The 22,706-nt window shown below is 48.9% G+C and carries 23 protein-coding genes and 1 tRNA gene; 19 read left to right on the forward strand and 5 right to left on the reverse strand.

All coding sequences use genetic code 11. The features are described 5' to 3' along the window. Positions 1 to 140: 140 nt before the first annotated feature. The gene (gene ilvB / locus Mpt1_RS00465; RefSeq protein WP_048111259.1) at positions 141 to 1,820 is read left to right on the forward strand and encodes a biosynthetic-type acetolactate synthase large subunit; all 1,680 of its coding nucleotides are present in this window, start codon (positions 141 to 143) and stop codon (positions 1,818 to 1,820) included. A 397-nt stretch (positions 1,821 to 2,217) separates the two neighbouring features. Here ilvB and Mpt1_RS00470 read toward each other — a convergent pair whose 3' ends face one another. Further along, positions 2,218 to 4,323 carry a hypothetical protein gene (locus Mpt1_RS00470; RefSeq protein ID WP_148305778.1) on the reverse strand — a complete coding sequence of 702 codons (2,106 nt, stop codon included), beginning with the start codon at positions 4,321 to 4,323 and terminating at the stop codon, positions 2,218 to 2,220. A 252-nt stretch (positions 4,324 to 4,575) separates the two neighbouring features. Between Mpt1_RS00470 and ilvC the strand changes: the two genes are divergently transcribed. Both ilvC and Mpt1_RS00480 read left to right on the forward strand, forming a co-directional pair. After that, the gene (ilvC, locus tag Mpt1_RS00475) at positions 4,576 to 5,568 is read left to right on the forward strand and encodes a ketol-acid reductoisomerase (RefSeq protein ID WP_048111263.1); all 993 of its coding nucleotides are present in this window, start codon (positions 4,576 to 4,578) and stop codon (positions 5,566 to 5,568) included. Positions 5,569 to 5,588: 20 nt separating this feature from the next. Continuing rightward, entirely contained in the window at positions 5,589 to 5,966 is a 378-nt protein-coding gene (locus Mpt1_RS00480) for a cyclophilin-like fold protein (protein WP_148305779.1), read from the forward strand. Here Mpt1_RS00480 and Mpt1_RS00485 read toward each other — a convergent pair whose 3' ends face one another. Together Mpt1_RS00485 and nadX are read right to left on the reverse strand one after the other, a co-directional pair. Further along, on the reverse strand, positions 5,967 to 7,055 hold the full coding sequence (locus Mpt1_RS00485) for a M24 family metallopeptidase (protein ID WP_048111267.1): 1,089 nt from the start codon (positions 7,053 to 7,055) through the stop codon (positions 5,967 to 5,969). A 36-nt stretch (positions 7,056 to 7,091) separates the two neighbouring features. Further along, entirely contained in the window at positions 7,092 to 7,898 is an 807-nt protein-coding gene (gene nadX, locus Mpt1_RS00490; protein ID WP_048111268.1) for an aspartate dehydrogenase, read from the reverse strand. A 371-nt stretch (positions 7,899 to 8,269) separates the two neighbouring features. On the opposite strand from nadX, the gene Mpt1_RS00495 reads away from it, so the two are divergent. From Mpt1_RS00495 to Mpt1_RS00505, 3 genes are read left to right on the forward strand one after another with little or no spacing between them, the layout of a single operon-like run. Beyond that, complete coding sequence (locus Mpt1_RS00495; RefSeq protein ID WP_052399210.1) at positions 8,270 to 8,677, forward strand: archease; 408 nt, start codon at positions 8,270 to 8,272, stop codon at positions 8,675 to 8,677. Between the two features lie 34 nt (positions 8,678 to 8,711). Beyond that, positions 8,712 to 9,536 carry a phosphoribosylglycinamide formyltransferase gene (purN, locus tag Mpt1_RS00500; protein WP_048111270.1) on the forward strand — a complete coding sequence of 275 codons (825 nt, stop codon included), beginning with the start codon at positions 8,712 to 8,714 and terminating at the stop codon, positions 9,534 to 9,536. 2 nt (positions 9,537 to 9,538) lie between these two features. Further along, a complete protein-coding gene (locus Mpt1_RS00505; RefSeq protein WP_048111271.1) occupies positions 9,539 to 10,642 on the forward strand; it encodes a hypothetical protein in 1,104 nt (367 codons plus the stop codon). 11 nt (positions 10,643 to 10,653) lie between these two features. Here Mpt1_RS00505 and Mpt1_RS00510 read toward each other — a convergent pair. Continuing rightward, positions 10,654 to 10,726, reverse strand: a tRNA-Glu gene (locus Mpt1_RS00510). A gap of 198 nt (positions 10,727 to 10,924) precedes the next feature. Here Mpt1_RS00510 and eif1A point away from each other — a divergent pair. From eif1A to Mpt1_RS00565, 11 genes are all read left to right on the forward strand, one after another. Next, complete coding sequence (eif1A, locus tag Mpt1_RS00515; RefSeq protein WP_048111273.1) at positions 10,925 to 11,257, forward strand: translation initiation factor eIF-1A; 333 nt, start codon at positions 10,925 to 10,927, stop codon at positions 11,255 to 11,257. A gap of 46 nt (positions 11,258 to 11,303) precedes the next feature. Beyond that, positions 11,304 to 12,071, forward strand: coding sequence for a serine protein kinase RIO (locus Mpt1_RS00520; protein ID WP_238603125.1), 768 nt, complete (start codon positions 11,304 to 11,306; stop codon positions 12,069 to 12,071). Next, positions 12,068 to 12,613, forward strand: coding sequence for a KH domain-containing protein (locus Mpt1_RS00525; protein ID WP_048111278.1), 546 nt, complete (start codon positions 12,068 to 12,070; stop codon positions 12,611 to 12,613). Before Mpt1_RS00520 ends, Mpt1_RS00525 begins: the two co-directional genes overlap by 4 nt. An 8-nt stretch (positions 12,614 to 12,621) precedes the next feature. After that, positions 12,622 to 13,857, forward strand: coding sequence for a tRNA pseudouridine(54/55) synthase Pus10 (locus Mpt1_RS00530; protein WP_048111281.1), 1,236 nt, complete (start codon positions 12,622 to 12,624; stop codon positions 13,855 to 13,857). A 1-nt stretch (position 13,858) separates the two neighbouring features. Next, the gene (locus tag Mpt1_RS00535; protein ID WP_048111283.1) at positions 13,859 to 14,152 is read left to right on the forward strand and encodes a 50S ribosomal protein L21e; all 294 of its coding nucleotides are present in this window, start codon (positions 13,859 to 13,861) and stop codon (positions 14,150 to 14,152) included. 21 nt (positions 14,153 to 14,173) lie between these two features. Next, positions 14,174 to 14,491 carry an RNA polymerase Rpb4 family protein gene (locus Mpt1_RS00540; RefSeq protein ID WP_048111286.1) on the forward strand — a complete coding sequence of 106 codons (318 nt, stop codon included), beginning with the start codon at positions 14,174 to 14,176 and terminating at the stop codon, positions 14,489 to 14,491. Positions 14,492 to 14,516: 25 nt separating this feature from the next. After that, entirely contained in the window at positions 14,517 to 15,065 is a 549-nt protein-coding gene (locus Mpt1_RS00545; protein ID WP_048111289.1) for a DUF655 domain-containing protein, read from the forward strand. Continuing rightward, complete coding sequence (gene rsmA / locus Mpt1_RS00550) at positions 15,062 to 15,862, forward strand: 16S rRNA (adenine(1518)-N(6)/adenine(1519)-N(6))-dimethyltransferase RsmA (protein WP_052399211.1); 801 nt, start codon at positions 15,062 to 15,064, stop codon at positions 15,860 to 15,862. The genes Mpt1_RS00545 and rsmA overlap by 4 nt, the downstream gene beginning before the upstream one ends. Positions 15,863 to 15,982: 120 nt before the next feature. Continuing rightward, positions 15,983 to 16,498, forward strand: a complete 516-nt coding sequence (locus tag Mpt1_RS00555) for a hypothetical protein (protein WP_048111291.1) — start codon at positions 15,983 to 15,985, stop codon at positions 16,496 to 16,498. A 97-nt stretch (positions 16,499 to 16,595) separates the two neighbouring features. Beyond that, the gene (locus Mpt1_RS00560; protein ID WP_048111293.1) at positions 16,596 to 17,783 is read left to right on the forward strand and encodes a redox-regulated ATPase YchF; all 1,188 of its coding nucleotides are present in this window, start codon (positions 16,596 to 16,598) and stop codon (positions 17,781 to 17,783) included. Positions 17,784 to 17,787: 4 nt separating this feature from the next. Continuing rightward, on the forward strand, positions 17,788 to 20,202 hold the full coding sequence (locus Mpt1_RS00565; RefSeq protein ID WP_048111296.1) for a DNA-directed DNA polymerase: 2,415 nt from the start codon (positions 17,788 to 17,790) through the stop codon (positions 20,200 to 20,202). A 90-nt stretch (positions 20,203 to 20,292) separates the two neighbouring features. Here Mpt1_RS00565 and Mpt1_RS00570 read toward each other — a convergent pair whose 3' ends face one another. After that, positions 20,293 to 21,240 (reverse strand): hypothetical protein, encoded by a 948-nt coding sequence (locus Mpt1_RS00570; protein ID WP_048111301.1) that lies wholly within the window; start codon positions 21,238 to 21,240, stop codon positions 20,293 to 20,295. 160 nt (positions 21,241 to 21,400) lie between these two features. Between Mpt1_RS00570 and Mpt1_RS00575 the strand changes: the two genes are divergently transcribed. Beyond that, positions 21,401 to 21,913, forward strand: coding sequence for a helix-turn-helix domain-containing protein (locus Mpt1_RS00575; protein WP_048111303.1), 513 nt, complete (start codon positions 21,401 to 21,403; stop codon positions 21,911 to 21,913). Continuing rightward, positions 21,910 to 22,440 (forward strand): IS630 family transposase, encoded by a 531-nt coding sequence (locus Mpt1_RS00580; RefSeq protein ID WP_048111305.1) that lies wholly within the window; start codon positions 21,910 to 21,912, stop codon positions 22,438 to 22,440. Before Mpt1_RS00575 ends, Mpt1_RS00580 begins: the two co-directional genes overlap by 4 nt. Positions 22,441 to 22,706: the final 266 nt, after the last annotated feature.

A 22,706-nucleotide genomic window follows, 5' to 3' on the forward strand; every position in this document is an offset into this window, starting at 1 on the left:
TAATCATTTTTTCCAAGTAAGGATGGATCATCGCTCCTTTACTGCATGTTCCGAGAGGATGAACCGATACTTGCGAACACAGTACGTTTTTACCTCAATTTTATAAAGAGGTCCTTTGATACACATGCTGAGGTACACTCATGAAAGGATCTAGAGCACTACTCAAAATGCTGGAGGATAAGGGAGTTGAAACAATGTTCGGGTACCCGGGCGGTGTAGTGATCCCTATCTATGATGAAATATTAGACTCATCGATCCGGCACGTACTCGTACGCCACGAGCAGTGCGCAGCCCATATGGCGGACGGTTTCGCCAGAGCAAGCGGTTTCCCCGGTGTTTGTATGGCTACAAGCGGACCCGGCGCAACGAACCTCGTCACCGGAGTGGCGACCGCATATGCAGATTCATCGCCCATGATCGCACTGACCGGTCAGGTCGGAACAGCATCTCTGGGATTGGATGCATTCCAAGAGGTCGACGCATACAGCCTTATGATGCCAATCACCAAACACAACTTCAGGGTCTTGGAATTGAACAGGCTTCCGCACGCGGTCCTGGAGGCGTGGGACATCTGCCAGACAGGAAGGCCGGGGCCTGTGCACATAGATTTCCCCGCAGACCAGATCAACGCTAACATAGACGAGGCCCTGCTCAATGAGACATTCGGCATCAAGGTCCCGAAAGAAGATTATTCGGGGATAGATCAGGCCGTACAATGGATAAAAGAAGCTCAGAGACCAGTCATGATGGTGGGCGGGGGAGTGATAAGCGCAAACGCCAGCGCAGAACTCATCAAACTCGCCGAAATGACGAACATACCGGTGATAACGCCGCTTATGGGAATAGGCGCGATACCTACATCCCACCCCCTCTGCCTGGGATCGCTGGGTATGCATGGCCGCATGTGCTCGCTTCATGCGTTCAGGGATGCCGATCTGATCATTGCGATCGGGACAAAGTTCTCTGACAGAACATACAGCGCACAGACAGCTCCCGCAAAGTCATGTAGGATTATTCAGATCGATATCGACCCTACGGTCTTCAACAAACACGGAAGAGAAAGGATCAACATAGCGGGGGATGCCAAGAAGGCAATGCGCATGCTTATCGATAAACTCGGAGGTCACGTTGACAATCACAAGCCGTGGGATGCGAATATCCAGGATCTGAAGAAACGCTGCAAGTGCAAGTTCAATTACGATCAGACGCCGATCCTCCCTCAAAAAGTAATGTATGAGATCAACCGGATAACAAGCAAGGATCCGGGCGACTATATCATCACAACGGATGTCGGCCAAAATCAGATGTGGGCCATGCATTATCTTGAGATCGAAAGGCCGAGGCACTTCATATCGTCCGGAAGTTTCGGCACAATGGGATTCGGTCTTCCGTCGGCGATAGGCGCAAAAGCCGCATGCCCCGATAAGAAGGTCATGACCGTAACAGGCGACGGAGGTCTGCAGATGGTCATGCAGGATATCGCCACATCGGTCGCAGAGGATTTCCCCATCGTGATATGCTTGCTGAATAATGGGTGGTTGGGAATGGTCAGGCAGTGGCAGAAACTGTTCTGGAACAGGAGGTTCAGCAACACCGAGCTGAAAGCCGATCCGGATTTCGTTAAGATCGCGGAGGCGTTCGGAGCGAAAGGGATACGCGTCGAGAGGTCCGGAGAGGTAGGCGACGCTCTGAAACAGGCATTCGACAGCGACGTGACCTGTCTTGTGGAGATAATGGTCGACTGCGAGGAAGACATTACTCCGATGATCCCGGCAAACCCGGCGCAGCCGTTGGTCAAAGGACGTTGCAAATTCCAATAAACACTAAACGGCTTTCAGGCACTTGCCTGAAAGCCATATTTTACAATACGGGGTTCGCAGACCGTTCTTATAGGTTCGACCGAAAAATTTAAGGGGGCAAATAAGAGATACGCTCCTTCATGACACTGAAATACTGTCCATACTGCAAGCAAAATGTAGATACAAAACGCGACACCGGCATGTGGGTAGTCGGCGGAGTATTTGCTTTGGCAGCCAAAAAGCGCTGCCCGATTTGCAACGCAAAAGAAAGCGAACTTGAAGGGCCCAGACGGCAATAAGAATGTATATCGGAGTGGTGAAGTCAGCCATAAAATGAGAACGGCAGCCGAGATTTGCGCATTAGTTAATCAGTGAAAATTATTTTAAAAGGTTTGAAACAGGTTTGTCCGTTATCGCCTCAATTTTTCTTCATTGACGAGAATATATTCTTTATTATCTCTGACAGCTTTTTGAACAACTCAACGAAGAAGAAAGTCTTGCCTTTACCTACGAACAGGAACCATATCACTTCGATGAGAATAACAATTATCACTATGGCGAGAATGACATATAATGCGATGTTGGATCCACCACCACCCCCCTCCCTTTTATTCTCATTGTTTTTACTCTCAACGGAATAACTGAGTATCGGCAATCCGGATCCTGTTCCTAATGTCCATACGTTGTCAAAGTCCCATCCGCTTATGGTATCGGTTCTGATCGTTGTTGTTCCGATGTAGTAGATGGAGTTGCCGCCCTTTGCATCAGACGAACTGGGTTTCATGTCAGATAGTGATTTTGAACCTGATCCTTGAGCGCCCGCCCTAGGACTGCCGTTGGAGTTTCCATCGACCCAGATCTTTCCCTCGTTGTATAGTACTTCATTGGCGGTATCGCCCTTTACTACCTTACCGGAAGTGAAATAACAATTCACAATTGCTATGACCCCTGTCTCTATGTATGATCTGCCGACAATTCCTCCTGAGCATTGGTTTGTTCCGGACAGAGTAGCAACCGCCCCATCGTTATAACAGTTGGATATCAAAATAAGGCCAGAAGATCCCGATTCAGCATACCCGATCACACCTCCGGCGCAAGGATAGTTGTTTGCTTTAACAGAGATCGAGCCTGTGTTATAACAATCTGCTACCTTTATGCGCGACCCGATCTCCGAATATACATAACCGATAATGCCTCCCGCTTCTGTTCCATATGCATAGGATGAGGTCGAACTGCCGCTGCCGGTGTTATAGCATTCACTGATCGATACCGATGCTGACTGGCTTGACATGATGGAACCCGCAATGCCTCCGGAGTCCGCCCAACCCTTCGTCGTCGACTCAGATGAAGTTATTCCGGTGTTGTAGCATTTGGAAAAAAGCGTATTCGATCTCTCTTTTTCTGCATATACAAGACCCGTAATGCCGCCGACGACCGCATCGGATGCGGTGGACACAGCATTTACGGTACCTGAGTTGTAGCATTCTATGTAAGACAACGTTGTCACCTGTTCTGTGTCTCCAGATATGCCGCCTGCAAAAGCCACCCACCCCGTCGATGAAGCAGAGACAGTACCTTTGTTATAGCAGTTAGAAATAATCGCCCCCGGCCCGGTGCTAGTACCGAGACTGTTATTAGTCAACGCCCCCACAATGCCGATGATGCCTCCCGCCAACGAACCCTGATAGGCAGTGATCGAGGAGATATGGCTGGTGTTATAGCAGTTGTCTATTGTTACGGGATCAGTTCTGTTAGCATCTGCTACGGCTGAAATTCCCCCTGCGGATGCGTAGCCGTTTCCGCTCGTTATCGCCGTCGCAGAACCGTTCACAATCCCTAAATTAGAGAAGTTGGCATTCAGGGTATATCCGAACAGACCGGCCAGAGCAAAATCGTTACTGGTTACATATATCGCCGTATTCATTCCCGAGATACGGTGGCCGTTACCGTCGAATGTTCCCGTGAACGGATTCTTGTCAGTACCTATCGGTGTAAAATTACCGTTACTGTTGAAAGTCACATTATTGATGATCGTGGTACCGCCGCTTACCGCTGAGTTAATCCACACAGAATAAGCGAAAGGATAGCCGTCGAGGTATCCGCCCAAATATAACATGTTACTGCCCGAGCTGATATTGTCTAAGGTTATTTCCCCAATCGAATTGTTTTTGCTAACTGTCCCATACCACGCCTGTAAATCATTGATCCTTCCCACCGAAGGCGTAAGCTCTATACTCAGGCTGTTGCTTCCTGATTTTTTTACAGTGATATTTATGTTAGTTCCGCCGTTAGTGTCACCGTTGAAATCAATGTCTCGTGTCAAATAGTATTTTCCGTCCAGAGGATAACCTCCGTCGTTCCCTATCTTTGCGAGATCCTGGTAGTTCGAGATCGGTTTCCATGTTCCGTCATTGAAATTGTTCGCCGCACTGCTCTCAGACTTGTCCAGTGCAACTGGGACCAAGGACGCAAATACAAGCATTACTAACGTGATCACACACAGCAGAGATGATATTTTTTTCATGCCATCACCTTTTGATTTGTTGTCCCCTCTAACTGCCCCCCGAAGTTTCGAGAACGTGAATATATCTGCATAATAGGTATATAACCCACTCAGTGACGGTAATGCGCCGGCAACTTTATTCTGCCATAAATACAGACCATCATACAAATGACAAAACAATAACGGCTGACCGCTGACAGCTCCCCGCGTGCGGGTCTGCGATAAGTATTAAGTGTATCGATTGATTGAACCCATTATCTTAAGGTGGAATTAATGCACATTTACCACGATTCAGATGTGGACCTGAAGGTCCTCAAAGGAAAAAAGATCTCGGTACTCGGTTACGGATCGCAGGGAAGAGCACAGGCCCTCTGTTTCCACGACTCAGGATTGGATGTTACAATCGGAGTCAGAAAGGACGGAAAGTCTTGGAAGAAAGCAAAAGAGGACGGCCTGAAGGTCGCAGAACTTGCAGACGCCGTCAAAGGAGCGGATGTTGTTATGATCCTGCTCCCCGATGAGGTACAGCCCGACATCTATGAGAAGTATGTAAAACCAAACCTCAAAAAAGGCGCCGCACTCGAGTTCGCTCACGGATTCGCAATAACATACAAACTTATCGTACCGCCGAAGGATGTTGACGTCATTATGATGGCGCCTAAATCTCCGGGCGACATGGAGAGGGAGATGTTCCTTCAGGGATTCGGTGTACCGGCTCTCGTTTGCATACACCAGGACGCAACTGGAAATGCGAAAAAGATCGCACTGGCACTTGCGAAAGGACTCGGATCGACCCGTGCGGGAGTGTTCGAAACTACCTTCGACAACGAAACGAAAACAGATCTGTTCGGCGAGCAGGCGGTCCTTTGCGGAGGATTGACCGCTTTGATCAAAGCGGGATTCGAGACGCTCGTCGGCGCAGGGTACCCCCCCGAGATGGCTTATTTCGAGGTACTTCACGAAGTGAAGCTTATCGATGACCTCATAAACAGAGGGGGATTCGAGCTTATGTGGCAGGTCGTTTCCAACACAGCGGAGTACGGCGGACTTACCAGAAGGGACAGGGTAATCACGCCTGAGTCCAAGGCCGGAATGAAGTCGATACTGAAAGACATCGAGTCCGGTGCTTTCAAGAACGACTGGCGCGCCGAGTGGGCGGCAGGCCTTGTGAACCTCAAGAGGTTGGAAGAGGAAGAGAAGAAACTGCAGCTCGAAGTGGTCGGAAAAGAGATCAGAAAGCTTTTCGAAAGAAAAGACAAAAAATAAACTTCAAAGGGCCGATGGCAATGAGCGGCATCCGCATCAGGACAAGGAACGGCGAATACCGCGCCGAACTTGACGGTTCAGACATCTCGAATGCCATCTGGCTCTCTTTACCTTTCAGAACCGCAATAAACATGATGGGCGGTCAGATATACTTCGAGATGCCCATCGATCACGCAGACCCAAAAGAAATGGTCACTAAGCTGAATGTAGGCGATATTGCATATTGGCCTAAGGTCGGCGCACTGTGTTTCTTCTACGGCCCCACACCGCTCAGCGGCGATGACAGGCTGCCGGTCTCTCGGTACCCAGTGACAAAAATAGGGCGTATGATCGATGACTGCTCATCGATGGAGGACGCCGGCGATCGTCAGCATATCACCATCGAACAGGCATTCTGATCAGACGAAAGTGATTCTTCTGTCAAAGTCGGTGAGCCTTTCGCATCCGTTCTTTGTTATCAGGCAAGTATCCTCTATCCTTATGCCGCCTACACCCTGAATGTATATTCCGGGTTCTGCCGAAACGATGTTCCCTTCTCTTAAAATGTGCTTGGATCTGGGCGAGACCGATATCCCCTGATGGACGTCCATGCCTATGCCGTGGCCGAAGGCATGGATGAACTTCCCTTTGAATTCGGATTCGTCAATCACCTTCCTTGCGGCGAGGTCCGCTTCCTTCGCAGGCGCTCCGTCCCTGTACTTCTCGATCCCGGCAGTCTGTGCTTCAAGGACCACTTCATACGCGCGTGCCAATATCTCCTGCGGTCTTGAAAGGAACACCGTTCTGGTCATATCCGAACAATATCCCTCGTACTTCGTGCCGAAGTCGAAGAGAGCGGCATCTCCCTTTGCAAGTTTGTAATCTGTGGGAGAATGGTGCGGTCTCGAACTGTTCGCACCGAACGCGGAGATCGTTTCGAAAGCATTTCCCATTCCGCCGAGCTCCCTCATCCTGAAATCCATCTTGAAGGCCATCTCCTTCTCTGTTATACCTTCAGAAAGCATATCAGGTATCTCTTTCGCGACTTGGGAGGAGATCTTGCAAGCCTTCCTTGTTTGTTCTATCTCTTTCTGGGTCTTTACCGTCATGGTTGAAAGGATCGCCGGTGCGGCGTCATTTACCCTGATATTTTTGACCGTTTTCTCTACATAAGCCACGCTCGAATACGACACACGGTCAGCATTGAACCCTACTCTTTTTGCACCCGCAAGTGCTTTTCTGAGGTAGTATTCTCTCTCCCCGCGCTTTTTGTAAACGTATATATTTCCCTTACCGGCAGCAGCGGCTTCCGACTCCATCTCACTCACAATGACGTCCAAGCGCCCGTCCTTGCCGACGATGGCGATAGCTCCCTCGAAAACACCCCCGCTCAGCTCCGTCAGGTACCAGAATGTAGAGTCCAGATAGGGGCTTCCGTCATTCATTATCACTATGGCATCAAGACCTTCCGCTTTGGAGATCATCCTTTCGGCGCGGGATTTTTCCATGCTTCGGGATAAAAGAATAATGACTAAAAGGTTTGCTCAGACACCGAACCATTCGTTGCGGACGATCCTCTTCAGCGCGGATATCGCAGAGAGCGTTGCCAGGTGGGATGTCCTCGGATTGTCAGGTTCGGGAACGTTATAGGTGTGGCAGTTCATTTCCCCGAAAATTCCCTTTATCCTGAGTTCGTGGGAGTTGCTCTTTATGTCCGGATCTAGGACCACGGTGACCTTCGTCCTGTCGAACCCTATTCCCAGCAGACTAACCGTTGCCGCGACGTTGACATTCCTGGGGAATAACTTAACAGCTTCTCTCGCATAACCTGTGTATATAACGGTCCTTTCTCTGATCTTATCGACGTCTATCCCTTTCTCCTCGATGTACGGAACGCCGAGAAGGCTCTTCGGGCCCTTCATTGATATCAGCTCGACCTCATCCAATTCTTCGACGGAAGCGGATCTAAGGCCGTCGACGCCGCAGAGAGCACCCGTCGGGATGTATATTCTTGCTTCGCTCACTTTGGCCTTTTCGAATACAAGCGCCCTGAAGTCATCGTCGACAAGCGCACCCACCGACATTATCATCATATCCACTCCTCTCGCCGCCACTTTGGGAAGGAGCTCTTTTGCCGCCGCTTGCGATGCCGATTCTATCACAAGATCTGAGTGATACAACTCTTCTTCAACGGAATCTATCACTATCCCTTTGTTAAGGCCGGCGGCAACCTTCTCTGCCACCTTTTTGTTGATATCCAACAAATAGATCCTTTTTACATCATTCATCTCATCGGCGGCTTTTGCAAGTTTCGAGCCGATGGAGCCGCAACCGACGATGGTTATACGCATGACGTGGCAGAATGGAAGCTAAATATTAATGTTTACTCCCACGGTTTTGAGGATTTCGTAGTTAAGCTACCGTATTTCGTAAATATTCTATGAACACACTATTAAAACAGAACGAATAAATGCATCTTTTAGAAAAATATGGGGATGATATGGTGATTGCAGCTTGTGCACTTCCGATACGATCAAGCATCTGCGGCACACGCCTGAATTATTTAGGAGGTTGCCGGAGCAGGAAAGCAAGCAAGTAAAAAGACTTCACAACTTCCGGCACATCTCTTTACGACCGGACCGGTATTTTAATCGGGTACCGTACAGGTAGACTACGTTCTCATTTCGGACATAGCATATACTTCCCCGACATTCTTTGGAATGTGAAAAGATATGAGGTCTTGGACCACACCGCAGATCTGATGGTCAAAGCGTACGGAAACACTCTGGAGGAGTGTTTTGCAAATGCGGGCTATGCATTATTCGACCAAACCGTAGATCTTTCGGGGGTCGGACCGATCGAGACATTTGAATTCTCCGTTTCCGGCGAAGATAAAGAGGATCTGTTATACTCGTTCCTGTCAGAGCTGTTGTTCCTCGAAGACAGCGACGGCGCGATATTCTGCGAGCTTGAAGTAAGGTTCGGGGGGAACGGACTGAGGTGCACAGGGAAAGGAGAGATCCTCGATAAAAGCAGGCACCGTGTGAGATCGGAGGTCAAGGCGGTGACATATCACATGATGTCCGTGGACGTCGACGAGCCGTCGGTGACCGTCATTTTCGACGTATAAAGAAATATACTGTCATTTCTTTCTGTGGAATGATATGCTTAGATTAGGGTGGTTCTCCACAGGAAGAGGCCCGGGTTCCAGGAACCTTTTGAAAACAGTCATGGACAAAAAAGAACAGGGTCTGCTGGATGTAGAGATATCTTTCGTTTTCTGTAATTGGGACAACAACGAAGAACCGAACCCGAAGAAAGACCAAAGGAAGATGTTCTTCGACATGGTCGAGGGGTACGGGATACCGCTCATCACATTATCATGGAAAGAGTTCCGCCCGGACATCCGCAAGAGCGACGAGACCGAATGGAGGAACGAGTACGGGAAGAAGCTCAGAGAGCTCACAAAGAAGTACAGATTCGATCTTGGCGTGCTTGCAGGCTATATGCTGTGGATGGATGATGAGACATGCAGAGAATACGACATGATCAACCTCCATCCCGCCCTCCCCGACGGACCTAAAGGAACATGGGAGGAGGTCATTTGGACCCTGATAAGAGAAGATGCAAGAGAACACGGGGTCATGATCCACATCTGCACAGAGGAGTGGGACAGGGGAGCCGCTCTGACCTACTGCGTGTTCCCGATAAGAGGCCCCGGGTTCGATGAGCTTTGGTCCGACATGGAAGAAAAGATCGCATCCTCGTCCTTGGAGAATGTGATCAAGGCTGAAGGCAACAACGAACCTCTCTTCAAGAAGATAAGGGAAGAAGGCGCCAAGCGGGAGCTTCCGCTCATCGTTTCTACCATCGGATTATTCGCCGGCGGCGTCGTGAAGATAAAAAATAAGAGGCTTTTCAAAGACGGAAAGACGATAGAGAGGCCGTATGACATGACATCCGAGGTCGATCGGTCCCTGAAGGTGTAAAGATGGACGAGTTCGATCCCGCAGCTGAATTGGGTCTTGTGCAAGACAAACAACTCATCTGCAGTTGCACCGGATTCCTCCAGAGGAACAACAGTTCCAGGGATCTTTGCGAAAGGTTCATCGACCACGGCGATAAACTATACGATATGATATCCAGATATGATGACCTTACGGCATTCATCCTCAACCGTACCGACGGACGGTCCGGTAATACGGCCAGATTCATAGCCCCGTTCCTGAAGGCCTTCGGCATGACCGATTATGCCGCAATGGAACACTGTAAGGTCTCACTCAGACTGACGGACGAATCGAAGAAAGTGATGAAACATCTGATGCAGACCCTGCCGACATTTGTCACAACATCTTCGTATGAGCATAATGTGATCAATCTGTGTGATGAGCTTGATATCCCCCGCGCAGTGGTAGACTGCACTGATATCTCTTTCGATGACAAAGAGATGACAAAACAGGAGGCCAGGACAATCAGGGGGATGGCGACGACCATTACAAGCCTGAGGATGCCTCCGCACGAGTACAGGATGGACATCCCCGCCAAACTCAGGCAGGAAGAGGTCGATATGGTCATGACCCTGGACGAGATCTTCAAAGACGGTCTCAGGAACACTTCCGCAGAAGGCATGATGAGGCAGTCCAGGGTCGTCGGGGCCAATGAGAAAGCGTATTTTATGATCGATATGTGCAAAAAGATGAATATCGAGTTCGAAGGAACGGCATTCATCGGAGGGGACATGACCGATGTTTCCGCGCTTTACACGGTCAGGGACAAGAGCGGTCTAGCAATGTCGTTCAACGGCTGCGACTTTGCGGTCAGGAATTCAAATATCGCAGTGATGTCAAAGGACTGTACGGTCGCCGCCATACTCGTGCAGGAGTTCTATAACGAAGGGATCGAAGCTGTGTATGATCTTGTGGAGAATTGGGACAGGAAGACACTTGAGAAAAAGGACTTCCCGGACCCGTATCTTATGAGAACGATGCTCGATTCGAATAAAAAGAAACTGCCGGAGGTCCATATCGTTAACAAGGATAATGTGGACAATATCGCAGAGAAGAGCGAGAAATACCGTAAGAATTTGTGTAAGTGAGGAGAGTGATGTGCTCTGATCGGGATTCGAACCCGAGTGTCGGCCTCGAAAGGGCCGAATGATTGGCCGCTACACTATCAGAGCTTAGCCGCTCATAATTAGATATGGTTAAAATAGTTTTTTGTTCAGGCAACGGCGAAAGCGGCGGATCTGATCACGTTCAATGTTTTTATTGGAGCATATATCGGAACCGTAGAAAGGTTCGGTGTCGGACAATTGGTCTAATTTTTAGGATAACATTTAAAAGCATTTAGTATTACATGCTGTAAAGGAGATCAAAAAATGCCCGCAGAAGAGCAGCCATTCGAGAGTACAGAGGAGGACGTATCACGTGTACGCATGCCGAACATAAAAGAAGGAGAGATGTTCGGGATAGCCGACCAGCTGCTCGGCGCATCAAAGATCAAAGTGATGTGCGAGGATGGCGTGTCGAGAGTGGGCCGTATCCCCGGCAAGATCAAAAAGAGGATGTGGATACGCGAGGGTGATCTCCTGATAATCTCGCTTTGGGATTTCCAGCCTGACAAATGCGATGTCAGGTTCAGGTATACCCGGACACAGGCGGTAAATCTCAGCAAGAAAGGAAAAGTGCCGAAGAGTCTGGATGTTTTCTGAAACGGTGGTGTTCTGACTGCCCTCATATGACGAGAAATTTGCCTATTTGGAACAGCGCGTCGATGCGCTGAAGACCCATAAAACAGGTGACGAGCGTCAGACAGAGGGTGAAGTTTTCGATAAAAAGACGCTTTTGACCATATATGATCTCATGAAAGGCGGTTTCATCGACACCATTCAGTTCCCTATTTCAACGGGGAAAGAGGGGAATGTGTTCTTCGCAACAGATGAGGACGGCGATCCGCTGGCGATCAAGATATTCAGGACCTCGACGGCCACTTTCAAAAGCTTCGGTAAGTATATCGAGGGGGATCCGCGGTTCAAAGGTATCGGCGGTAACAGATGGAAGCTGATCTATGCATGGACCAACAAAGAGTTCAAGAACCTCCAGAGGTACGCCGAAGCGGGGTTGCCCGTACCGGAACCTATTACATTCCAGCAGAACTGTCTTCTTATGGAATACATCGGCAACGAGAACGGCCCGGCGCCGCAGCTGAAGGATGTGAAGCTTGAAGAACCGACCGAAATGTACGATGAGGTCCTTTCCTTTATCATCGACGGATGGAAGGATGCGCATCTGGTACATGGGGATCTCAGTGAATATAACGTACTCGTATTGGACGGTCAGCCGATCATGATCGACTGCGGACAGGCGATGACCAATGACTTTTTCAATGCAAAGGACCTATTGATAAGGGACATAGCGAACATCAACCGATTCTTCAAGAACAGAGGAGCGGACATAATAGATTCCGCCAAAGTTCTGGACGAAGTACTTAATGGTTCGGATGACGACGAGGAGGAAGAGGAATGAGGTCCGTTAAGATACCGAGCGACCGCATCGGTACGCTCGTAGGAAAGGACGGCGCGACGAAAAGGATGATCGAGAAGATGTCCGGGATAAGGCTGGACATCACTCCGGAGGGGGATGTGAACTTCAACGAAGAAGCGAAAGGCGCCGATCCTCTTAAGGTCCTGATGCTGATGGATGTTCTGAAAGCGGTCGGAAGGGGATTCAACCCCGACCGTGCGGTGAGACTGTTTGAGGATGACGAATACTTCGAATCATTCGACCTGAAAGAAGCGGCGGGGAGCAAATCCAACCAGCTTGAGAGGGTCAGAGGAAGGCTGATCGGCGCCGGGGGCAGAACAAGACAGATAATAGAGGAACTGACCGGCTGCTATATGTCGGTGTACGGGAATACCGTCTCTTTGATAGGGAACTCCGTAAGCCTTCCAGTGGCGAAGCATGCGGTCGAACTGATCCTCAACGGAAGCGAACATGCCACAGTCTACAGTTACCTTGAAAGTCAGCGTCCCAGGCTCAGAATCGCCGAGATGGGCTTTGATCTGTGAGTGATCATATGGAAGACTGGGTATACGATAACTTAGATAAGGCCGAAAGGTTGGCATCGGAAGGACTATGCGACCACTGTCTCGGCAGGATGTTCGGGAAGGTCGGAACGGGCATGACCAATGACGCACGCGGCCGGATGATAAGAGAGGCGCTTTCTGAAAAAGGGGTCAAGACAGAGAATCCGGAGATGTGCAGCCTCTGCGAGAATGTTTTTAATCTCATGCCGAGGTTCGCCGATGCTGTGGCAGAGAACATCAACAGCGTCCGATCGGACAATTTCCTTGTAGGGTCAAGGGTCGAGCCGGAGATAGCGGATAAGGAGAAGGCCTTATGGGAAAAATACGGGCTTGAGAACGCCGAATCCATCAAGACAGAGCTGAATCGCGAGATAGGAAAACTCGCACTGCCGAAGATCAACCGTCCGGTCGAGTTCAAGAACCCTCAGGTCGTGGCATGCATAGATACCAGATTTGCAGATGTGACGCTGGACATCGCACCCATTTTCATCGCCGGAAGATACTTCAAGTACAGCCGCGAGATCCCTCAGACCATCTGGCCGTGCAGGGTCTGCAAAGGTAAAGGATGTCCGAGATGCGGCGGCACGGGCAAGATGTACCAGACATCTGTTCAGGAGATCATAGGCGATATCGCGGCGGAGATGTCCGAAGGAACCGAACATTTCTTCCACGGTATGGGAAGAGAGGACATCGACGCCTGCATGCTGGGTAACGGAAGGCCGTTCGTGCTTGAGATAAGCAAGCCCAGGATCAGGGATATAGATCTCGACGAACTTGAGAAAAGAGCAAATATGTCCGAGCTTGCGGGATATATCGGTCTTCACTTCGTACCGCGCGAAGCGGTGCAGGAATACAAAGCCGCAGATCCCGATAAAACCTATAAAGCAAGAGTAAGATCTGAGGGTAAAGTTAATAAAGAAAGGCTATATGAGGTAGCTTTATCATTCAAGAATGTCCACATTGACCAGAGGACTCCACGCAGGGTCGAGCACAGACGCGCCGACCTTGTGAGAAACAGAGAGGTCCGATGGGTCGAGGCGGAGATGATCGGAGATGACGTGTTCGACCTCACCGTGAACGCCGATGCCGGGACCTACATCAAAGAGTTCGTTTCGGGCGACGACGGAAGGACCGTACCGAACTTCTCCGATGCGCTCGGCGTGAAATGTGTGGTGCAGACGCTTGACGTGATATCGATCAACTATCAAGAATCAACGAGGGATTAAGATGAAGGCATCCAGAGGAACAAGGACAAAGACCCGCCAGCTGTTGCAGAAGAAACCGAGGGCGCGCGGACTTTCGCCCATAACAAAAGCTTTCCAGCAGTTCGAGGCCGGAGAGAAGGTCAACATTATTATAGACCCGAGTGTCCACAAGGGAATGCCATTTTCCAGATTCCACGGGAAGACCGGCGTCGTCGTCGGCCCCAGAGGGGCGGCGTATGAGGTCGAGGTAAAGGAAGGCGACAAGACCAAGATGGTCGTTGCACGCCCGGAGCACCTTGTAAGGAACAGGGCATAAACATTTTGACCGGTGATACAAATGTCTGAGCAATACATAACATTGGCCGAGGTCAGGGACCTTCTCACTGAAGAGCATGAGAAAAGGGAGCTCCTTACTTCGCAGAAGGCCGCAATGGAACATGCGAGGACAATTTGCGAGCTCTCCGCAGAGAACGCAAAGAAGATCATCGAAGAGGTCCGCACAATAAACGGTGTGACGGAATATACCGCGGTAAAGGTTGCGGATATACTTCCCCAATACCCGGAAGACGTAAGGGCGATATTTTCAAAAGAAAGGATAACACTTGACCAAAAGACCATCGATCGAATAATCGAGGTAGTAGGTAAATATCTGTAACACGTTTCAGCGTTGGTGATTGCATTTGGAAGAGTACGCATACGTTCTGGACTATCTTTCTCAGGGTGTGCCCACAAGTAATTTCGGCAAGAAGGAGCCGGTTTGCTATGCCTTGGGTGATGACGAATTCAAACTTTTCGAGCTTGTTCCGAAACCGACCGCGATCGTCAACATCGGCGAGAGAGTATACATAGGGAAGGATCCCGCAAAGAGGATGGTCATCGACCACGTAAAGAGGCGGGTCGGACCGGGAGATCTCACGAACAGCGCGCTGTCAGAGCTGGAATACTGCATCACCGATATCGTTATGGCAAATCAGCAGAGATTCATCAGATTCTTCAACGAGGCAGAACCGATATCAATGAGGAAGCACCTTCTTGAAGAACTACCCGGGCTGGGAAAGAAGACGATGACCGCGATACTCGATGAGCGCAGCAAGAACGGCCACTTCAAGGATTTCAAGGATCTCAGCGAACGTGCCGCCATAAAGAATCCCGAGAAGCTGATAACCGCACGCATTGCGCTTGAAGTGAAAAGCAACGACATGAAGCGCTACCTATTCGTGTCCAAATGAACCGAGGCGAAACGGGAAGGCTGATGGCCGAGACCGGCGTGGTCCCTAAGAAGAGCAAGGGTCAGAATTTTCTTATCGATGACAGAGTAGCCGACCGTCAGGTGAATTTCTCAGGCATATCCAAAGAGGATAGAGTATTGGAAGTGGGCCCCGGGCTCGGCATACTGACTTCGAGGCTTATAGAACGCACCGATCACCTGACATGCATAGAGATCGACGAGATCCTTGCGGGCCATGTCGAGAGCACATACGGAGACCGTTTGGATCTGATAAGGGGCGATGCCGTCAGGATCCCGTTCCCGCCGTTCGATGTGTTCGTCAGCAACCTCCCCTACAGCGTCTCCACGCCGATAATATTCAAGCTTCTGGAGTATGATTTCAGGAAAGCGATCGTGATGGTGCAGAAAGAATTCGCCGACAGGATGATCGCCGACGTAGGAAGCCCCGATTATTCAAGGCTGACAGTGAACCTGTTCTATAAGGCGGAATGCAGGCTTTTGGAGAAGGTACCGAGGTCGAGATTCAAACCTCAGCCCAAGGTCGATTCCGCGATAGTGGAGATCGTCCCGAGACCCGCTCCCTTTGAAGTACTGGATGAGAAAACGTTCTTTGATGTGACAGAAGCGACATTCAATCACAGAAGGAAGAAGATAGGAACATCTCTGAAAGCAGCGAAGATGATCAAAGACGATTGGGATGTCCCGTTCTTGGACTCGAGGGTGGAGGAACTGCGCCCGGCAGAGATCGCCGAGATAGCCAACTCTGTATTTGTTTTAAAGAAAGAATGCACTCGTTGAACGCCGGTGCATGCGGCGGCAAATGCCAACACTTAAAAAATACAATTTGATATATATACATACAAATCAGTGGAATAGATAATGCGCTTTCTGAGCAGAACAGAACAACGGGAGTGACAAATGAAGAAAATTGAGGTCGCGCTGATAGTCTTTGGCGTTCTTGTTATTGCAGGCAGCATTGCCTCCATCGTAGTCATGTTCAATGTATTGTCAAAAGAGCAGCCGCCGGCTCCGTGGGAAAGGGATCCATATTATAATTATTACATAGACTATGGGAGTTATGAGACTGAGATATTGCAAAATGGTTGGACAGGGAAAACTACTGAAGCCGGTCAAGATCCGCTTCTGGTGTTGAAGGAATTGACCGACACAACAGTGGACTCTGAAGGAAGGATCATTTCAATCAACGGAGTCGCTCCCGATCAAAGTATAGGAGAGAGCTGGGTCATATGGAAATATGACTATAATGCTGAGGATTATGGCAATAGGTGGGTGGAAATGGACTCGGTACCGCACTATGCATTCGGAGAGGGAACAGATTATTACTTGGGATTAACGCAGATCGATCCGGTCACGAAAACTCCTTATTTGAATCCTAATGATGGAGATATCTTTGTGGCTATACTCTGTGATTAAGGAAGCCTCATATCCTGCGGCGGGATTTGATGAAACCGATTCTTTTCTGAGCCGAGAACAGTAAAGGTATAACTCTTTGACCGCATACCATGGACATATGCAGGTCGGTATAGTAGGAAAACCGAATGTGGGGAAGTCGACATACTTCAGCGCCGCAACGATGGCTACGGTGGAGATCGCAAATTACCCCTTTACCACGATAGCTCCGAACAAAGGCATCGCATACGTCAGGACGCCTTGCGCATGCAAGATCCTCGGAGTTCAATGCACCCCACACAACTCAATTTGTATGAACGGGACGAGGATGGTCCCGATAGAATTGCTGGATGTCGCGGGTCTGGTCCCGGACGCCTGGGAAGGAAAAGGTCTCGGAAATAAATTCTTGGATGATCTGAGACAGGCGGATGCGTACATCAATGTGGTGGATGCCAGCGGGACCACTGATATTGAAGGGAATGTCATCGCCGCGGGGAAGTACGATCCCACCGAAGATGTTGTCTTCCTGAGAAAAGAGATCGCGCTTTGGATGAGGGAGATCATAAAGAACGGACTGGGCAAGATCGCAAGACAGGCGAAGATCCAGGGTACAAAACAGGAGGCCATACTTCAGGAGAGACTCACCGGCCTCAATATCACCGAAGGGCAGATCAAAGAAGCTCTGAGGCATGTGGAACTGCCGCAGGACCCCACATTATGGGATGACGATACTCTGCTGTCACTATGCATAAGGATAAGAGAATTGTCCAAACCGATGATAATCGCAATGAATAAATCTGACATCGCTCCGCCCGAGAACCTTGAAAAATTGAGGAAGATGGGGGATCACGCGATCCCGACACTCGCCGAGACCGAACTCGCTTTGAAAAAAGCAGCTACGGCGGGACTTATTGATTATATACCGGGCAATCCAAGTTTTACTATCAAACCCGGGATCACCCTTAACGACGGTCAGAAGAAAGCGCTTGGCTACATGGCGGACAAAATGAAACTGTTCAACGGCACAGGCGTACAGTCTTGTTTAGAGGAATGCGTCTTTAGGATATTGGACCTTATCGCCGTTTATCCGGTCGAGGACGAGTCGAAGTACACCGATCACTTCAACCGGGTGCTGCCAGATTGCATCTTGATGAAAAGAGGCTCCAACGCAAGGGATCTGGCATATAAGGTACACACCGAACTCGGGGACAAGTTCATAAGAGCGATAAACGCCAAGACGAAACGGACCGTCGGTGCGGATTATGTGCTTCAGGATGGGGATGTAATAAGAATAGTGGCAAACAAGTGATCAGATGGAAACTACCGATATCCGACTCATAACGGCATCTTACAGCAGCGACGCCGCCGGCAACGTCCTTGTTGAGCTGTTCGGTAAAACAAGAGACAAGAGATCCATAACCGTCCTTTACGGCGGGTTCGATCCTTATTTTTTCATTGTGGACCCGAGCAGCAATACCGAAGCGAGCCTGAAACCGGATCCGGAGATAATAAGAACGGAAAAGAACCGCCTTTTTTACAAAGGAGCAGACCATGATGTTCTGAAGGTCACCATCAAGTCCCCATGGAAGGTCCCCGATTACAGGAACGAGTGGAAAAAGAAAGGTTTCATAGTGCTGGCAGCAGACATACCTTTCCATCACAGATTTGTCTACGACAAAGATATGGGCTCCTGTATAAGGGTCGTCGGAGAGAGAACAAAAGGTCCCTATACGACAGACATTATCATGAAGATGTCCTCTTTCGAGAACATCGAGTCCTTCGATCCAGGACTGAGGATCCTTTCGTTCGATATCGAGAACAGCATCAAGAATGATGCCATTTACACCATTTGTTCGGTAGTCGAAGAGGATGGCATATATCGGACACTCGAAGCCCTGACAGGTGGCGAAGAGGATATAATAACAAGATTTGCAGAACAGATAAGGAAAGAGGATCCGGACGTCATTACAGGGTACAACATAGACAACTACGATATCAGACACATACTGAAAAGGGCAGATGCCAACAAAATGAAGGAAGCGATGCCCTGGGGCAGGGATCTCGGACAGCCGCGTGATGTGAACGACAGATTTTGGAGGCTTAAAGGAAGAATAATAATCGATGCGTGGTGGGCGGTAAAGCGCGAACTCAGACCTAAACAAGAGACGCTGAACGCAGTTTCCATGCAGCTTCTCGGCGAATCGAAGATGGATGTCGATCCTAAGCAAATGGATGATGAATGGAAGAACAACAGAGAAAAGGTCATCGAATATTGTAAGAAAGATGCAGAGCTTGCTCTGAAGATACTCATTAACGTGGGAACAGTAAGGAAAGGGATGGATCTAGCGACCGTAGCAAAGCTTCCGCTCGACGATGCTCTTAATGCGGGTTCTTCGCAGCTTGCCGATTCCCTTTTGATAAGGGAAGCGGACAGGCAAAAAGTAGGCATCCCTCTCACAGGAAGGAGAGAATCAGAAGACCAGATCGAAGGAGGATATGTTCACACGATGAACCCGGGATTGTACCACTGGGTATGTGTACTCGATTTCAAATCGATGTATCCTTCTCTGATAATCGCCAAGAACATCTGCTTCACTACTTTGTCCCAACAAGGTACTATCGTTGCGCCCTCCGGCGCAAGGTTCCTGTCTCCCGAGAAAAGAGTGGGGATACTGCCAAAGATCCTGAAAGACCTGATGCGTCAAAGAGATGAGATCAAAGCGAGAATGAAAGCGACATCGGACGAATATGAGAAGAGATACCTCAACGGTCTTCAGGAGGCCGTAAAGGTGCTTATGAACACATTCTACGGGGTTTTCGCATCATCCTTTTACAGATTCACAGATAAGAGCATAGGCGCCGCAATAACCGCATTCGCAAGGGAAAATGTGAAGAGGATCATCAGCGACGTTGAGAGCGAAGGGATATCCGTGATCTATTCGGACACGGACTCTGTGTTCATGCATTCTCCCAAAGAGGATCTGGAAGGCGCGGTAGAGTTCGGAAAGAGGATGGCAAAGAGATTCTCCGAAGAGGGAAGGACCTTGGAATTCGAGAAATTGATGGAGCCCCTCTTCTCACACGGAAAGAAGAAGAGGTATGTGGGAAGGGTGGTCTGGCCTACAAAGAGCGAAGAACTCCTTGTAAGAGGGTATGAGATAAGGAGGTCGGACTCATTCGATCTCCAGAGCCGTCTTTTAAAGGAATTGTTCGAAAAGATCCTCGACGAGAAGAACGATGAGGCCATGGCAATGGTCAAGGGCATGATCAAAGACACAATTTCCAAGAATGTCGACGTCGCCGACCTGGTGATATCCCGAACGTGTAAGGACCCAGCATCATATGAGAACCCGGAGAGAATGAGCAATGTCCAGGCGGCGTTGAAAATGAAAGAGAGAAAATACAACTTCATTCCGGGAATGAAGGTCTCCTGGATAGTTACGAACGGCGGCGTTGTGCCGCAGCAGGTGGAACCGTACATGAGCGGCGTAGAGTTCACAGCGGAACCGGATTACAAATATTATGCGGAAAGATTGGCACAGACGGCTTCCAGGATCACGGAGGTATTCGGTTGGACCGAGAGCGATCTCTTGGCAGGAAGCCAACAGAAGACCCTGTTCGATGACGACTTTGGCGGGAAAAGCGCACCGGAGAAAAAGAAAAAAGAAGAGACCGTGACTTCGGCAAAGGCTCCTCCGAAAAGACCTAAACTGGATGATTTCTTCTGATTGGAAGAATGAACCCAACTATTTGAAAACGAACAAAAATTGTTTTTGGAAATGGTTTATCGTGGCAATGTACCTATGGCACATTCACTCTCAGGTCGCTCTTTGATCCACATTGTAATGCTCTGTTGTGCCGGCTTTGTCGGTTACCTCAGAGAGATACAGTATTATCGAAGTCGTCGCTGAGATCACGATGCCGACGGTGTATACCATCTTTGATTCCTGATCATAACCTACTGCCATGTTGGTTAGAGCCCATACTTCTGCGTCCACATCGTTGCCTTCTACGGTCAGTGCAATGGTACTTCCGGTGTCGAATGCATCAGCAGGTAACCCCTGAGGACCATTACAGAGGAAGTATACATCCGTGTTTCCGTATTTCAATCCAAACTGACCATCGATGCAGTCCGCAACGCATACTGTCGTGAAACTGCCTGCTGTTCCCGAGTAAGTACTGGTAGTACCGATGGTATCCGATTCTTTGTATGAGCCCTTATCCTGCACTGCGACCCCATAGTTTCTCAGCTCGGCTGTCATTGTGTATGTTGGATATGTATAGACCATCCGATACGGTATATTATTTTTTGTGTCAGCGTAGATCTTGGCTGTAACATCATCAGTGACCATCGAGTACACATTCAATTTCAATTTGCCATAATTGGCCGTTTCTATCTCTTCTATGCCTTTGAATTGTGTATCATTATCCGATGAATACTTGGGCATAAGTGTATATTGGATTGTGTTTGTTGTGGTCGTGCCTGTGGCCGTGGTTGTGATCACGCCGGTGGTTGTCTTTACAAAATATTCGTCCGCATTCTGACCGACGAATTCCATCTTTAAAGAGTCTACCGTGGCGACCCCGTTGATATCAAAGTCGAGGACCGTCCCGGGTGCTAATTCTTGTTCTTTATTGTTATCGCCGGATAAGACAATATACAACGCAACCGCCACAATGACCACAATAATGATCACTATGACGACCAACAGGATCGTGCTTATTTTGCCGGACCTGTCCGTTTTAATTTTATTAATAAGTTGCATAGTTTTTCTCCAATGCAAGCGGGCATACCCCACATGCTAACTGTTAGATAAGAAACGCCTTTGTTAATATAAATAAGCCAATGCGCAACTCTTTTTAAAAACTGTGTTTACTATAGTTGCGAACCTAACTTATTTGAATGATTAAGTTCATATCTCTTTCATGGCGGGAATTGAACTGATACCGATCTCGAAGCCTGTCGACCTGAAGTTCATCGAAGGAAAGCTGAAAGAGATAGAGGCAGAGAGCAAGAAACAAAAGAAAGCGGGCGAAAGACTTGAGTTCATCAGATTGAGGTATCTTGGATATTCGGTCCCGGAAGCGTGCATGATCAAAGGCATAACCATTCAGACCGGATACAATTGGCAGAGTTCCTGGAACGAGAACGGCATTGATTCCGTAATGCCTAACTACGGAGGCGGGAGACCCTCCGCCATGACCCTTGAACAGAAAGAAAGGTTCAGGGATGCGGTGGCAAGGGACATGATGACCACCGTTGAGGCCGGGGCGTTCGTAAGAGAACATTTCGGTATCGAATTCACTCCGAAACACATCCGTTCCATGCTCAGGTCCATGGGATTCAGACATGCCAAGCCGTATGATGTCGATTATCGGCGCCCTGCCGATGCGGAAGGCATTTTAAAAAAAGACTCGGAACAGCGCTGGACTCTGTGAGCCTGAACGATATCGCCTGGGGGTTCGCAGACGAATCCGCACAGAGGATCAGCGTAAACACCGCAAGAGTGTGGTCGTTGGGAAGACCCGTTCGAAAGATGAACTCCGATCGTGTGAACGCCAACACATTCGGGTTCTATGCGATCAACGGTAATTCTTCCGTGCTGTTCCCGGAATCATCCAAAGGCGCTGACATGTGTGCTTTTCTTGATGCGATCCGCGCAGCCAACGGAAACACGAAAGTGCTGATGATATTGGATAACGGCAGGATCCATCATACAAAGGCAGTGAGATCCCATGCGGCCGAACTCAATATCGAGTTCCTTTTCCTTCCGCCGTATTCTCCGCAGTTCAATCCGATCGAATTCATATGGAAGACCGTCAAAGCAAGGGTCTCCGGTATGTTCCTTCTCTGCAAAGATCATCTGGTGGAGTTTGTTAAAGAGACATTCATGAAAGAATCCCTGAAAATGAGCTATGCTGAAGGATGGAAGAGGACTTTTTTAATCGACCATGAGTCTAAATAGTTAGGTTCGTGATTATAATTCATCTTGAGAATTCAGAGGGACATGTGATGCAGCAGTGCGATATTTGTAGTATTTGTTGCATTTCTAAAATTATTCTTAACTATAATGAGGTCGTCTTAAAATACTGCCTAAATTGAACCAAATTTAGTGATAGCAACTTGCGGAGATAGCAATATTTCTTGTTTTGTGTTAGATAAGGCAGTTCATGGCCAAATGCTCGTCAGCCTTAATTTTTCAGTCTTTGAATAGCTTGACATTGAAAAGAT

The organism is Candidatus Methanoplasma termitum (genome assembly GCF_000800805.1).
Lineage (GTDB): Archaea > Thermoplasmatota > Thermoplasmata > Methanomassiliicoccales > Methanomethylophilaceae > Methanoplasma > Methanoplasma termitum.